General features: G+C 68.2%; 12 protein-coding genes. 4 read left to right on the top strand and 8 right to left on the bottom strand.

From position 1 onward, the window contains the following. Positions 1 to 72: 72 nt before the first annotated feature. On the bottom strand, positions 73 to 819 hold the full coding sequence (locus ACFQ91_RS11780; RefSeq protein WP_344259021.1) for a cell division protein CrgA: 747 nt from the start codon (positions 817 to 819) through the stop codon (positions 73 to 75). A 297-nt stretch (positions 820 to 1,116) separates the two neighbouring features. Here ACFQ91_RS11780 and ACFQ91_RS11775 point away from each other — a divergent pair, with 297 nt between their 5' ends. The 4 genes from ACFQ91_RS11775 to ACFQ91_RS11760 all read left to right on the top strand — a co-directional run bounded on the left by ACFQ91_RS11775 (position 1,117) and on the right by ACFQ91_RS11760 (position 3,880). Next, on the top strand, positions 1,117 to 2,484 hold the full coding sequence (locus ACFQ91_RS11775; protein ID WP_376870103.1) for a class E sortase: 1,368 nt from the start codon (positions 1,117 to 1,119) through the stop codon (positions 2,482 to 2,484). A gap of 1 nt (position 2,485) precedes the next feature. Further along, positions 2,486 to 2,656 (top strand): hypothetical protein, encoded by a 171-nt coding sequence (locus tag ACFQ91_RS11770; protein ID WP_198500121.1) that lies wholly within the window; start codon positions 2,486 to 2,488, stop codon positions 2,654 to 2,656. Beyond that, complete coding sequence (locus tag ACFQ91_RS11765) at positions 2,653 to 3,303, top strand: gamma-glutamyl-gamma-aminobutyrate hydrolase family protein (RefSeq protein ID WP_344259025.1); 651 nt, start codon at positions 2,653 to 2,655, stop codon at positions 3,301 to 3,303. Before ACFQ91_RS11770 ends, ACFQ91_RS11765 begins: the two co-directional genes overlap by 4 nt. 64 nt (positions 3,304 to 3,367) lie before the next feature. Next, on the top strand, positions 3,368 to 3,880 hold the full coding sequence (locus tag ACFQ91_RS11760; protein WP_344249996.1) for a GyrI-like domain-containing protein: 513 nt from the start codon (positions 3,368 to 3,370) through the stop codon (positions 3,878 to 3,880). A 58-nt stretch (positions 3,881 to 3,938) separates the two neighbouring features. On the opposite strand, the gene pknB is transcribed toward ACFQ91_RS11760, so the two are convergent. From pknB to ACFQ91_RS11725, 7 genes are all read right to left on the bottom strand, one after another. Next, on the bottom strand, positions 3,939 to 5,858 hold the full coding sequence (gene pknB, locus ACFQ91_RS11755; protein WP_344259027.1) for a Stk1 family PASTA domain-containing Ser/Thr kinase: 1,920 nt from the start codon (positions 5,856 to 5,858) through the stop codon (positions 3,939 to 3,941). 100 nt (positions 5,859 to 5,958) lie between these two features. Then, on the bottom strand, positions 5,959 to 7,770 hold the full coding sequence (locus ACFQ91_RS11750; protein WP_344259029.1) for a protein kinase: 1,812 nt from the start codon (positions 7,768 to 7,770) through the stop codon (positions 5,959 to 5,961). Continuing rightward, a complete protein-coding gene (locus tag ACFQ91_RS11745) occupies positions 7,767 to 9,236 on the bottom strand; it encodes a penicillin-binding transpeptidase domain-containing protein (protein WP_344250002.1) in 1,470 nt (489 codons plus the stop codon). The genes ACFQ91_RS11750 and ACFQ91_RS11745 overlap by 4 nt, the downstream gene beginning before the upstream one ends. Beyond that, the gene (locus ACFQ91_RS11740; protein ID WP_344250004.1) at positions 9,233 to 10,846 is read right to left on the bottom strand and encodes an FtsW/RodA/SpoVE family cell cycle protein; all 1,614 of its coding nucleotides are present in this window, start codon (positions 10,844 to 10,846) and stop codon (positions 9,233 to 9,235) included. Before ACFQ91_RS11740 ends, ACFQ91_RS11745 begins: the two co-directional genes overlap by 4 nt. Further along, positions 10,846 to 12,300, bottom strand: a complete 1,455-nt coding sequence (locus tag ACFQ91_RS11735) for a PP2C family serine/threonine-protein phosphatase (RefSeq protein WP_344250006.1) — start codon at positions 12,298 to 12,300, stop codon at positions 10,846 to 10,848. The genes ACFQ91_RS11740 and ACFQ91_RS11735 overlap by 1 nt, the downstream gene beginning before the upstream one ends. After that, complete coding sequence (locus tag ACFQ91_RS11730) at positions 12,297 to 12,842, bottom strand: FHA domain-containing protein (protein WP_344250008.1); 546 nt, start codon at positions 12,840 to 12,842, stop codon at positions 12,297 to 12,299. Before ACFQ91_RS11730 ends, ACFQ91_RS11735 begins: the two co-directional genes overlap by 4 nt. Continuing rightward, positions 12,839 to 13,693 carry a DUF3662 and FHA domain-containing protein gene (locus tag ACFQ91_RS11725; protein ID WP_344250010.1) on the bottom strand — a complete coding sequence of 285 codons (855 nt, stop codon included), beginning with the start codon at positions 13,691 to 13,693 and terminating at the stop codon, positions 12,839 to 12,841. The genes ACFQ91_RS11730 and ACFQ91_RS11725 overlap by 4 nt, the downstream gene beginning before the upstream one ends. Positions 13,694 to 13,829 lie beyond the last annotated feature (136 nt).

The following is a 13,829-nucleotide window of genomic DNA, read 5'->3' as shown; positions in this document are numbered from 1 at the left end:
ACTCAGCCCCTCCCTCGGCCCGTGTGATGGGCCCAGGAAGGGGCGGTGATGGGCCCGGAAGGGGCGACTGATCTAGCGCCAGCGCGTCGACATGATGAGGCCCGCGACGAAGAACGCGAAGCCGATGAGAATGTTCCAGTTGCCCCATGCCTCGACGGGGAACGCACCCTGCGTGATGTAGAACGTGACGAGCCAGATGAGGCCGATGAGCAGGAGGCCGATGAGCACCGGAAGGAACCAGCGCGGATTCGGCTTGATCGTCTGCTGGCCGGCCTCGGAGGTGTAGCTCGCGGTCTTGCGACCCTGCGAGCGCTTGGCCGGATTGCCCGAACGCGTCGTGCGCTTCGCGCCCGCCTTCTTTGCTGACTTCTCCTTGGCGGACGACTTGTCCTTGGAGGCCGCGGTCTTCTCCTTGGAGGCTGAGGCGGAGGACTTCGCGGTACCGGACTTCGCTGCGCCCTTGGTCGCCGAGTCCTTGGTTGCGGTGCCCTTGGTCGCGGAGTCGTCGTCCTCGGTTGCGTCCTCGTCGGAGTCCGCCTCGGCGTCGTCCTTCGCGTCCGCCTTCGCCGAGGTGGTCCCCGACTTCGCGACTGCCGTCGGCTCCTCGTCGGAATTGTCCTCGTCGGCGGCATCGTCGTCAACGACCTCGAACTCGTCGACGATGGCGACGTCGGTCTCGGTGCCGTCGGCATCGACCACCTCGGTGACTTCGATGTCGGTCTCGTCGACCACGGTGGCGTCATCAGCCGTCTTCTTGGCTTTCGCCGCATTGCGCGTGGTGCGCTGAGGGCGCGAGGTCCGTCCATTGGACTTGGCCACGAGTACTCCTTCGACAGCGACCCCAGGGGCGGGCCACCGATTCACTGGTCGGGGACAATCGCCCCTCAGTCTACTCGTGAGGCGGGGCTGAATGAAAAACCTGACCCCAGACTTCGAGTGAGCTGTGAACCCGCCACAGCACCGTGTTCATGCGATAAAGTGCATTAGGGTGTCCCCGCTTGTCCACAGGGCGAGCCCCGGATTCAAGGTCATAGGCACGGTGCAGAAGTGGTGAATAGCTCCTCCTCGGGTAACGAAGCGTCTTCGCGACCCACCATTCGATCCGCACAGCGGCGGATGCCCACTCCCCAGACCCCGCCGACCCACCCCGCCGATGAGGCCACGAGCCAGGGGGACTACGGCCAGGGCCCATACAACCAGGGCCCATACAACCAGGGCCCATACAACCAGAGCGATGCGGGTCCGGCGACCGAGCCCTTCCGGATCGACGCCGCCTCGGCGAACACCGGCGACGCCGACTCGAACTCCGCTGCCGATGCCACCGCCGGCACGAACTACGACGCCCCCCTGCCGAGCCGCCGCGAGCTGCGCCGTCGTGAAGCCGCTGCCGCCGCCGGTGGAGCCGGTGCCGGGACCGCCGGCACCGCTGCCGGTGCGGGAAGCGCCGACGCCCCGCCGCTGCGCTCCGAGGCCACCGAGGCGATGCCGACGCAGGCGATGCCCGCCTGGTCCCAGCAGCACGCACAGCAGCAGCCCCAGCCATACCCGCCCACGGGTGCGCAGCCGACGATGGTCCAGCCCGCCTACACCGACACCACCGGCACCGCCTACGCGGGCGCGGCAGCTGCCGCGCCCGCAGCAGCAGGCCCTGGCGGCCCGGGAGGACCCGGCGGCCCGACAGGCCCGGGCGGTCCCGGGGACGGCAGCTCGGGCGGGGGCCGACGGAAGAAGCAGCCGGTCCAGCGCCAGCCGATCGGCCCGATCCGCGGGACGATCCGCACCTTCGGCGAACTCTGCATCACCGCGGGGCTCGTCCTCATCCTCTTCGTCGTCTGGCAGCTGTGGTGGACGGACCTCGAGGCCAACCGCGACAACGAGGTGCTCGCCGACCAGCTGACGAAGGACTGGGCGAACCAGGATCCCAATCAGCTGCCCGATGACCCGGACGAACCCGTCGTGGCCGACCCGGTCGAGAAGAACACCGCGTTCGGCATCTTCTACATCCCGCGGTTCGGCGACGACTACTACCGGACGCTCGCCGAGGGCGTCGACCTCGAACCCGTGCTCAACCGCATGGGCGTCGGCCGCTACCCGAACTCCGCGATGCCCGGCGAGGTCGGCAACTTCTCCGTCGCCGGCCACCGCGTCACCTACGGCAAGCCGTTCAACCAGATCGCGAAGCTCCAGCCCGGCGACGAGATCGTCGTGCAGACGAAGGACGGGTTCTACACGTACACGTTCCGCAACTTCGACATCATCCTCCCCGATGCCGTCGAGGTGCTCGCCCCGGTGCCCGACCAGCCCGATTACAAGGGCAAGGACCGGATCCTCACCCTGACCGCGTGCAACCCGATGTTCTCCGCGCGCGAGCGCTACATCGCCTACGCCGAGCTCACCGAATGGCGCCCGGCCGGCGAGGGCCCACCGGACGCGATCAAGGATTCGAAGGCGTACGACAAAGTCAGCAAGAGCGGAGGAGCGTGAGATGTACGGACTGATCTGGCGGATTCTGCCCGGGCCGTGGTTCGTCAAGCTCGTCTTCGCCCTCATCCTCATCGCGGCGGTCGTCTACCTGCTCATGCAGTACGTCTTCCCCGCCGTCGCCCCCTACATGCCGTTCAACAACGCGACTGTCACCGACGAGGGCGGGCAGTGACCCGCATCCTCGTCGTCGACAACTACGACAGCTTCGTCTACACCCTCGTCGCCTATGTCCGTGAGCTCGGTGCGACGGCCGACGTCATCCGCAATGACGACCTGTCCGCCGAGGCGGCCGTGGAGCTGGCGGACGGATACGACGGCATCCTGCTCTCCCCGGGACCGGGTGTGCCCGCGGAGTCCGGTGTGTGCCCCGACCTCATCCGCTGGGCCGCCGAGGCGGGCCGCCCGCTGTTCGGGGTGTGCCTGGGGCATCAGGCCCTCGGCGAGGTCTTCGGGGCGACGGTGACGCATTCGCCGGTCCTCATGCACGGCAAGACCTCGGTCATCACCCACGACGGGCAGGGCATCTTCGCCGGCTGCCCCTCGCCGCTGACGGTGACCCGATACCACTCGCTCGCGATCGTCGACGAGACGATCGACCTCGAGACCTTCGTCGTCACCGCGCGCACTCCTGATGATGTCGTCATGGCCATCGAGCACCGCAGCGCGCCCCTCTACGGCGTCCAGTTCCACCCGGAGTCCGTCCTCACGGAATCGGGCTACCTCATGCTCGGCAACTGGCTCGAGGTCTGCGGACTGTCCGGCGCGGCCGCACGGGCCGCCGCGATGTCGCCGCTCGCCTCGGCGATCTCCGCTCCCTGACTCTTCCGCCTCCCGGACTTCAGCGCTTAGGATCGACTCAGACGATCCAGTGAGAGGACATCCCATGGAAGAGCCGAGTTACTTCCCGACCGAGCCGTATCGCGAACTCACCGTCTTCGAGGCCCAGCCCGTGCCCACGGTCGTCGTCGAAGCCCAGAACCATCCGATGAGCGAGCTGCCGACCCTCTTCGACTCCGTGTACTCCCGGCTCTTCCCCGCACTCGCCGAGGCGGGGGTCGAGCCCGCGGGACCGGCGTTCTCCCTCTACACGCGCCCGCCCACGGACACCGTCGACATCCAGGTGGGCATCCCGGTGGCCGGGGTGCTGAGTCAGGCGCTCGACCTCGGTGACGACCTCACCGCGATCCCCGCCGAACTGCCCGGAGGATCGGTCGGAGCGATCTCCCACCTCGGCGGATTCGACGGCCTTGCCGAAGCGTGGAATGCGCACATGCAGGGTCTCGTCGCCGCCGGCCATCACCCGGACATGCCGTTCTTCGAGGTCTACGTCACCGAGCCGAGTCCTGACATGGATCCGGCGGACCTGCGCACGGATCTCTTCGTCACGCTCGGCTGAGAGCTCGCCTGCGGCTGAGTCATCACGCCGCGGCTGAGAGCCCCTCTGCGCTGAGAACTCAGTCGCCGTTGCCGCGGGCGTCGGCCCAGTCGTCGAACCACGAGCTGCCGCCGCCGACGGCACCGTCGTTCGACGTCCCTCCGCCGTTGCCGTTGTCCCCACCGTTGCCGTCGGGGCTGTCGGTCGGCGACGGTGCGGTCGGGATGCCGCCGGGGATCGACGGGATCGTCGGGGACGGCTCCGGCGGCTTCTTGGCCACGCGGATGGTGATCTCCGAACCCTGCGCGACATCGGTGCCGCCCGGGGTCGACTGCTCGAAGACCGTGCCCTCCTCCTGATCGGCGGTCTCGACCTCTTCGACCTTGCACTGGAGCTTGTAGTCGTCGCCGGAGAGGGTGTTGCAGGCGTCCTCCTGCGTCTGCCCGAGGACGTCGGGGACCTTGACGAGTCCCGAGGACACGACGAGATCGACGTTCGAGTCGACATCGACCTTCTCGCCCTCACCGGGCTTCGTCTCGATGACGACGCCCTTCTTCACATCCGGTGAGTTCTGGGAGATGTGGGTGCCCGCCTGGAGCTTCGCGTCGTTGAGGATCTGCCGCGCCTCCTCCTCGGTCTTGCCCGCGACCTCGGGGACGGTGACGTTCTCGGGTCCCAAGGAGACGACGAGTTTGACGGTGCTGTTCTCCGGGATGCTCTGGCCGGCGGCCGGATCCGTCGAGATCGCACTGCCCTCATCGACGTCGGCGTTGTACGTCTCCTCCGTCGTGACGTCGAATCCCTGATTGCGCAGCTGCGCCTCGGCGGCATCGGCATCCATGCCTGCGACGTCGGCGACCTGGACCTGGACGATCGGTTCGGGCTTGTTGATCTCGTACACCCACAGGGCGACGGCCGCGAGGGCGAGGAGGACGAAGATGCTGCCGATCCAGATCCACGCCCGCGAGCGCTTCTTCACCGGCTGCTGCTCCTGCCGGGTCATGATCTGGGAGACCGGACCGGTCTCGGGAGCCGCCTCGGCGTCGAGCGGGTACGCCTGCGTCGCCGGCGGCGGACCCATCATCCCGGCCCCGCCGGCCGCGGCGAACGCCTGCGTGCGATCGAGGTCGCCGTCGATGCTCAGCGGTCGACCGTCGCGCGCGGCGAGGACGTCCTCCCGGAACGTGTAGGCGTCCTGGTAGCGCTCGTCGCGATCCTTCTTCAGGGCGTGGAGGACGAGTCGATCGACCTCGGGGGGCACATCGGGGTTGTAGAAGCTCGGCGGCTGCGGCGTCTCACCGACATGCTGATATGCCACGGCGAGCTGGGAGTCGCCGACGAACGGGGGCCGACCGGCGAGCAGTTCGTAGAGGAGGCACGCGGTCGAGTAGAGGTCGGACCGGGCGTCGACGACCTCGCCGCGTGCCTGCTCGGGGGAGAGGTACTGGGCGGTGCCGACGACCGACTGCGTCTGGGTCAGGCCGCTGTTGTCCTTGAGCGCACGGGCGATGCCGAAGTCCATCACCTTGATGTCGCCCTCGGGAGTGAGCATGACGTTCGCCGGTTTGATGTCGCGGTGGACGATGCCGTTGCGGTGGGAGTATTCGAGCGGGGCGAGGACCCCGGCGATGACGTTGAGCGCCTCATCGACGGTGAGCGTGCCGTGTTCGTTGAGGACCTCGCGCAGGGTCTGACCCTCGACGTACTCCATGACGATGAAGGGCACGGAGACGCTCGAGCCGCCGGATTCGACGAACTCCTCCTCACCGGAGTCGTAGACGGCGACGATGCCGGGATGGTTGAGTCCGGCAGCGGACTGCGCTTCGCGCTTGAGTCGCGTGTGGAAGGAGGGGTCGCGCGCAAGATCGGACCGCAGAAGCTTGATCGCGATGCGTCGACCCAGACGGGTGTCGACGCCCTCGTGCACCTCTGCCATGCCCCCACGGCCGAGGAGGGCACGGACTTCGTACCTCTCCGACAGCACCTTGGGCTCAGTCATGTACTTCCTCCGCGTATGTCACCCGGACGCGTTGAGCAGTCCGGGCAGTTCCTCAAGATTACTATTCTTCGCTCGTCCCATGTCCCAGTCGCCTCGGCGGCTAACCCTCGTCTCCGCTGGAGTCCCCGCCTGCGTTCGTGCCGTTTCCGTTGTTGCCGTTGGCGTTCGCTCCGCCGTTCGGGTTCGACCCGGGATTCGAGTTCGCGCCGTTGCCGGAATTCGAGGACGCTCCGCTCTCCGAGCCCGACTCCGAGGACGAGCCTGAGTTCGAGTCCGAGGAGGAGCCGCTGTCCGAATTCGACGACGAGCCGGAGTCGGAGTTCGACGAGGATCCGCTGTTCGAGTTCGACGACGACCCGGAGTCGGACGATGAGCCCGAGTTCGAACCGCTGCCCGAGCCCGAATTCGAGCCGGAGTCGCTGCTCGGTTCGCTCGGCCGCGAGGTCCGCGTCGGCTCGGGTGCCGGCTCTTCGGCAGGCCCTGAGGAGATGTAGAGGGTGACGGTGTCGCCCTCTTCGAAGGTGTAGCCGCCGCCGTCGGCCTCGCCGACATCGGCGACGGTGCCCTGGGCGCGGTTCGAGTCGATCGTCTCCGTGTCGACGCGCAGGCCCTGCCGTTCGAGGTTCTGCGTCGCCGAGGACTCGGACTGCCCGATGTAGTCGTTTCTGTCGATCTCGATCTCCTGCGGCGCCTGCGAGGTCGTCGCACTCGTCGACGGGGCGGGAGCCGGCTCCTCGCCGTTCTGCCCGAGGAAGTACCAGAGGAGGGACCCGACGGCGATGAGCGCGAGGATCGCGAGGACCCAGATGAGGATCCTGCCCTTCTTCGACTGCTTCTTCTCCAGCTCATCATCGGTGGCGTTGGGATCGTTCGGGTCACCCGCGGCGACGGCCTGGTTGTAACCGGTTCCCGTGGGCGGACCGTAGCCGGGCTGCTGGTCGGCGCTGTAGACGCGGGTCGCATCATTGCTCGAGGTGGTCGGCAGGACCTGCGTCGAGGGCACCGGGTCGGGGTCGTTGAAGACCTGCGTGAGCGCCTCCGATGCGGCGTTGCCGTGGCGCATCTGCGGCAGCGCGGCCTCGGCGGCGGCGACGTTGCCCACGGCCAGCGCCTCGGCGGCCTTGGCCACGGCCATCGCATCGTCGGGCCGGCGTTCGGGCTTCTTCTCGAGCAGGGAGTCGACGAACCGGCGCATCGGCTCGGAGACCGTGTCCGGCAGCGGCGGGTGCTGCTGGTTGACCTGGGCGATCGCGATCGCGACCTGCGAGTCCCCGGTGAAGGGACGCTGGCCGGCAAGCGCCTCGTAGGCGATGATGCCGAGCGCGTAGAGGTCGGATCCGGGACCCGAGCCCTTGCCGGTGGCCTGTTCGGGGGCGAGGTACTGGGCGGTGCCCATGACCTGACCGGTCTTCGTCAGCGGCGCCTGGTCGGTGACCCGGGCGATGCCGAAGTCGGTGATCTTCACCCGGAAGTCCGGGGTCATGAGGATGTTGCCGGGCTTGATGTCGCGGTGGACGACACCGACCTTGTGCGCGGCGCCGAGCGCCTGTGCGGCCTGCGAGACGATGCTCAGCGTGTCCTCTTCGGACAGCGGGGCGCTGCGTTCGATGATCGTCGACAGGGGTTCGCCGGGCACGTACTCCATGACGAGGTAGGGCGAGCCGTCCTCGTCGCCGTAGTCGTAGACGCCGGCGATGCCGGGATCGGAGACGCGGCCCATGTTCTGTGCCTCGGCGCGGAAGCGGGCGAGGAACGTCGAGTCCGAGAGGTATTCGTCCTTGAGGATCTTTGCGGCGACCTCGCGTCCGAGCACGGAGTCGACGCCCTTCCACACCTCGCCCATGCCGCCCACGGCGATCCGCGAGGTCAGAGTGTACCGGTTCCCCAGCTGAGTGCCTTCACTCGGCCTCATTTGTCGACCACCGCTTCCATCATGTCCTTGGCGATCGGTCCTGCGACCGTCGCACCGTAAGCTTCATTGCCGGCGTTGCCGCCGTTCTCGACGACGACCGCGACCGCGATCTGCGGGTCGTCGGCAGGGGCGAAGGAGATGAACCACGCATGCGGGGCCGCACCCTGCGCGTGCTGGGCGGTGCCCGTCTTCGCCGCGACCTGGACGCCGGGGATCTGCGCCACCGAGGCGGTACCGTCGGTGACGACGCCCTGCATAATCGTATTGAGCTCTTCGGCCGTCTGACCGGAGACGGGACGCGAGAGCTCCGTCGGCCTCGTCTCCGTGATCGGCTCGAGAGTGTTCGCGTTGAGCACGCGGTTGACGAGCTCCGGCTTCATCATTCTGCCGTCGTTGGCGATGCCGGCGGTCATCATCGCCATCTGCATCGGCGTCGAGCGCACCTCGAACTGGCCGAGCGAGGACTGCGCGAGCTGCGGCGGGTTGAGGTCCGAGGGGAACGTCGACGGGGTCACGGTGAGCGGGATCGAGAGGTCCTGGCCGAAGCCGAACTTCGCGGCCTGCTCGGCGATCGCGTCCTCACCGAGATCCATGCCGAGCGAGGCGAACGACGTGTTGCACGATTCGGCGAGCGACTCCGCAAGGGTGGGGCGACCGCCGCCGCGGCAGGCCCCGGCGTGCGAGTTGCTGATCGTCGCCGTCGTCTGCGGCAGATCGAGGGTGGCCGGGCCGTTGAGCCGCGAGTCCGGCGTGTAGTCGCCCGATTCGAGGGCGGCGGCCGCGACGAGGACCTTGAAGGTCGAGCCGGGCGGGTAGAGGTTGCCGCCGATCGCGCGGTTGTAGGCCGGGTTCTCCGGGTCGTTGTTGAGCTGCTCGAACGCCGACCGCGCCTCGTCCGGGTTGTGGCTGGCGATCGGGTTGGGGTCCCAGCCCGGCGTCGAGGCCATCGCGAGGATCTTCCCGGTCTTCGGGTCGAGCGCGACCGCCGCACCGGTCTGGTTGCCGAGGCCGTCCCAGGCCGCCTGCTGGACGTCGGGGTCGACGGTGAGCTCGACCGCGGCACCGCGCGGCTGCTCACCGGTGAAGAAGCTGCCGACCTTGTCGTAGAAGAGGGCGTCGGAGTCACCGGAGAGGTAGTCACCGGCGGCGCGCTCCATGCCCGAGGCACCGGAGACGATCGAGTAGTACCCGGTCATCGACGCGTACGCACGGGGGTCGAGGCCGTCCGAACCGTACTGACGCTGGAACCGGTAGCGGTCGTCGACGGGCTCGGAATAGGCGATCGGCGTGCCGTCGACGAGGATCGGTCCGCGGTCGCGCGAGAGCTGATCGAGGATCTGCCGGTTGTTGAGCGGGTTGGCGTTGAGGGAGTCGGCGGTGACGAACTGCACCCAGCTCGTCGAGCCGAAGAGCAGGGCGAACATGACGAAGCCGACGACTCCGATGTGCGTGAGCGACTTCTTCATCGGTCTCCTCCCTGGGAGGGCTCGTCGGTCGGGCGCTGGTCGGGGCCGCTGGGGCGGCGGGTGCTGAGGTTCGTCGTGACCGCCTCGTCGGCGGGAGTCGTCGCGTGGACCGTCGTCGGCGACTCATCGGCGGCGGGGTTGATCCGGTCGCCGGGGTTGTTCCGGTGATCAGCGTCGACCTGGTCGCCGTCGTCGTCGGACTTCTTCCGGCGGCGCGCCGAGGCGGTCGTGGAGTCGGGGTCCTCGGTGATCTTGAGGACGCCGGTGTGGAATTCATCGACCGGGCGGCGGGCATTGTCCGACATCCGCAGCAGGAGGGCGATGATCACCCAGTTCGCGACCAGGGACGAGCCGCCCTGGGCGAGGAACGGCGTAGTCAGACCGGTGAGCGGGATGAGGCGGGTGACCCCGCCGACGACGACGAAGACCTGGAGGGCGATCGTGAACGACAGTCCTGCGGCGAGCAGCGTGCCGAAGCCGTCGCGCAGCTTCTGCGCGGTCCTGATGCCGCGTTCGAAGATGAGGAGGTAGCAGAGCAGGATGACGAAGAGACCGGCCATACCGAGCTCCTCGCCGAAGCTCGCGTAGATGAAGTCGGATTCCGCGTAGGGGACCATGTTCGGTCGGCCCTCGCCGAGTCCGGTGCCGACGAGACCGCCGTTGGCCATCCCGAACAGACCCTGGACGAGCTGGTAGGACCCGCCCGGCGTCTTGTTGTACTCCTCGGCAGTGAGCGCATTGAGCCAACCGTCGATGCGCTGCTGGACGTGGGAGAAGAGCAGGGTCGCGAGGACGGCGCCGGCGGCGAAGAAGGACATGCCGATGATGATCCACGAGACCTTCGAGGTCGCGACGTAGAGCATGGCGACGAAGAGGCCGAAGAAGAGGAGCGAGGTGCCGAGGTCGCGTTCGAAGACGAGGACGCCGACGCTGGCGATCCACGCGATGACGATGGGGCCGAAGTCGCGCAGCCGCGGGAAGCGGATGCCGAGGATCTTCGGGCCCGCGAGCACGAGCTGATCGCGGTAGGCGACGAGGTAGCCGGCGAAGAAGATCGCGAGCAGGATCTTCGCGACCTCACCGGGCTGGAACGACAGCGGTCCGATGCCGATCCAGATGCGGGCGCCGTTGATCGTCCTGCCGAGGCCCGGAATGAGGGGCAGCAGGAGGAAGAATAGGGCGAGGAAGCCCGAGACGTAGGTGTAGCGGCGCAGCCAGCGGTGGTCGCGGAGGACGATGAGCACGGCGATCGCGAGACCCACTCCGAGCGTCATCCAGATGAGCTGCTGGGTGGCGCTGTCGAGGAACTCCACGCGACCGAGGTCGACGCGGTGGATCATCGCCAGGCCGAGTCCGTTGAGGAGGACGGCGATGGGCACGAGGACGGGGTCGGCGTACTTCGCCTTCCACCACACGACGATGTGGATGAGGAGGGCGAGAGCCGTCAGCCACGCCATATAGCCGTAGATGTCGGTCGGCATGGCATCATCGACGCCGAGCCCGACGAGCGCGTAGGCACTCGTCGAGGCGACGATCGCCAGGATGATGAGCCCGAGCTCGGCCAGGCGGTAGGGCCTGGGCCGGGCTGCCTGGGAGACGGAGTCTGACATCACTGCGACTCCTCAGTGATCGCGTCACTGGGTTCGGCGCTCTGCCCGTTCGGCGGGGAGGGGGCGGGATCGCTCGGCGCGGTCGCATCCTCGGCGTTCCCGGAGACGGTGCCGGCGCTCTCGGCCTCCCGACGGAGATTGTCGATGATCCGGTCCGCCTCTTCGCGGGAGTCGGCCTGGATCGAGCTGCGCAGCCGGTCCTGGGAGAAGCTGTTGAGCGAGTCGACCTGGATGTCGGTGGTGTCCTCGAGACGGCTGAGCTCGATGGGGCCGAGCGTCGTGTCGAGCCCGCGGTAGAGCGTGACCTGGCCGTTCTCGTTCGTCAGGTAGTAGTGGTTGTTGATGTAGTTGTAGGCGAAGAAGCCGGCCACGGCGAGGGCGATGATGACGATGGCGGCGATGATCCACCCGAGGTAGGAGCGATTCTCGACGTCCTCAGGCTCGTCGTCCTCGTCGGACTCGGCCGCATCCTCGGTCTCGTCCTCGGTCAGCGTCCGCACGGACCCGGCGGGCACCTCGGCGGTGGGTTCCTGCCCGGAATCACCGGACCCGGCATCGGTCACGGTCTGCAGGGGCACGGTATCGGTGGGGATATCGGTGTTCGCGAAGTCGTGCTGCGCGGTCGCGCCGTCGCCTTCCGGGCGGGTGCCGATCGTCGCGTACTGCGGGTTGAGGTGGACGGAGCCCACGGACTTGCCCTGGGCGGTCTCGACGGTGCCCTCGATGACGTCGCCGATGACGACGGTGACGTTGTCGGCGCCGCCCCCGGCCAGAGCGAGGTCGATGAGCTGGCGGCAGGCCTCGTCGGGGTCGGCCACCTCGGCGAGGACCCGGGTGATGTCACCGATGTCGGCGAACCCGGTGAGGCCGTCGGAGCAGAGCAGCCAGCGGTCGCCGACGTGGGCCTCGCGCAGGGAGAGGTCGAGGTCAGGGGACGTGCCGACGTCGCCGAGGACCTTCATGACGACGGAGCGCTGCGGGTGGGTGTCGGCTTCCTCGGCGGTGATGCGGCCCTCGTCGACGAGCATCTGGACGAAGGTGTGGTCGTGGGTGACGGCGTGGAGTTCGCCGTCGCGGTAGACGTATCCGCGGGAGTCGCCGATGTGGGCGAGTGCGAAGCGGTTGCCCGGCGCGCGCAGGAGGGCGGTGACGGTCGTGCCCATGCCGGCGAGTTCGGGCTGTTCGGCGACGCCGCGGCAGATGCGGTCGTTGGCGTCGAGGATCGAGGTGCGGAGGATCTCGAGGGCGTCCTCGCCCCCGGTCTCGCGGTCGAGTTCGGCGAGGCGGGCGACGGTGATCGCCGAGGCGACGTCACCGCCGGCGTGCCCGCCCATGCCGTCGGCGATGAGGAGGAAGTTGGGACCCGCATACCCGGAGTCCTGGTTGTTCTTGCGCACGAGCCCGGTGTGGGACCGGGCTGCGGAGCGAAGGGTGATCGTTCCGTCGGTCGTCACGATTGGGTCTCCAACGTCGTATGTCCGATGGTGATCTGAGTGCCGATGCCCAGGTCGAACGGGGCGGTGATGCGCGAGCCGTCGACGAACGTGCCGTTCGTCGAGCTGAGGTCCTCGAGCACCCAGGCGCCGTTCCGCGCGATGATGCGGGCGTGGTGGCTCGAGGCGAAGTCGTCGTCGATGACGATCGTGTTGTCCGGCGCGCGCCCGAAGGTCACGGGTGCCCCGGAGAGGATGAGCGAGGTGCCGGCCATCGGACCGGCCGTCACCCGGATCGAGCCGGGATTCGCCCGCGGCACCGGACGCGAGGGCGCCGGCGGCTGCTGGGCCGGGCGGTTCTGGGTCTGGTTCTGCGCCTGCTGGTTTTGGGCGGGGGCGGACTGGCGCGAGGAGCCCCGCGCGGCCTTGTTCTTCTTCGACTTGCGGGGTCCGCGCCGCGCGCCGAAGATGTCCCGCCTGAGCACGCCTGCCACCCCGAAGACGAAGAGCCAGAGGATGACGAAGAACGCGAACCGGAAGACGGTGACGGTGAATTCGCTCACAGAGTGTCCTGTTCGGTGTAGCGCACATCGGCATCGCCTGCCGTGAGCACATCACCGTTGCTGAGGTTGGCGGAGGTCAGTTTGCGTCCGTGGAGCAGCGTGCCGTTCGTCGAGCCGAGGTCGTTGGCGACGGCATGGTCGCCCTCGACGACGATCTCGAAGTGGCGGCGCGAGACACCGGGGTCGTCGATGACGAAGTCCGAGCTGTTCGACGAGCGTCCGAAGACGTTGCTGCCCTGACGCAGGGGGTAGGTCTGTCCGTTGATGTCGACGCTCGCCTTGATCGTGCGCTGCCGGGCCGGGGCGGCCTGGCGGATCGGGGTCGCCGACCTGGCGGGCTCGCTCGAGCGCCGCGGCGCGGCCTGGCGCTGCGGCACGGGACGGGAAGACGACGCCGGGGCCGGTTCGACGATGTTGTGGGAGCGGGAGACCGGATCGTAGCCGCCGCGGTTGGCCGGCTGAGCCGCCGGCGACCCGTCGGGGCGCTGGGTGCTCGAGACGACGCGGTACATGCCCGTGTCGAGGTCGTCGGCCTCGACGAAGTCGACGGACACCGGCCCGACGAAGCTGTACGCCTGCTCGATCGCGTGGTCGCCGATGACCTGACGGAGATCGGCCCGCAGTTCGGTCTCGATGCCGGAGAGGCGCTCGAAGTCGGCGGGTGAGAGCTCGATCGTGTAGTGATTCGCCGTCAGGGTGCGTCCGCGGGAGACGACGGCTGCCTTGTTGTCGGCTTCGCGGCGCAGGGCCCCGCCGAGTTCGACGGGTTCGACCTGGGAGCGGAAGGCCTTCGCGAAGGCGCCGTTGACGACGTTCTCCAGTCCCTTCTCGAAGCGATCGAGAATTCCCATGGCACCTCCTCCGGTTCGGCATCGTCTGTCTCGTGTTCGGGCGGTCGGCCAGAACGTGGGCACATGGTCTGCACTGCTCTTTCGCGTGGGCGTGACCGTATCCGGCGCGAGGCGCCGTTTCGGGTACACCAACACC

The sequence above is a fragment of the Brevibacterium sp. NPDC056726 genome, assembly GCF_042790515.1.
GTDB lineage: Bacteria > Actinomycetota > Actinomycetes > Actinomycetales > Brevibacteriaceae > Brevibacterium > Brevibacterium sanguinis.
Note: the sequence above shows the minus strand (reverse complement) of the source record. Positions and strands in the feature narration are given on the sequence as shown.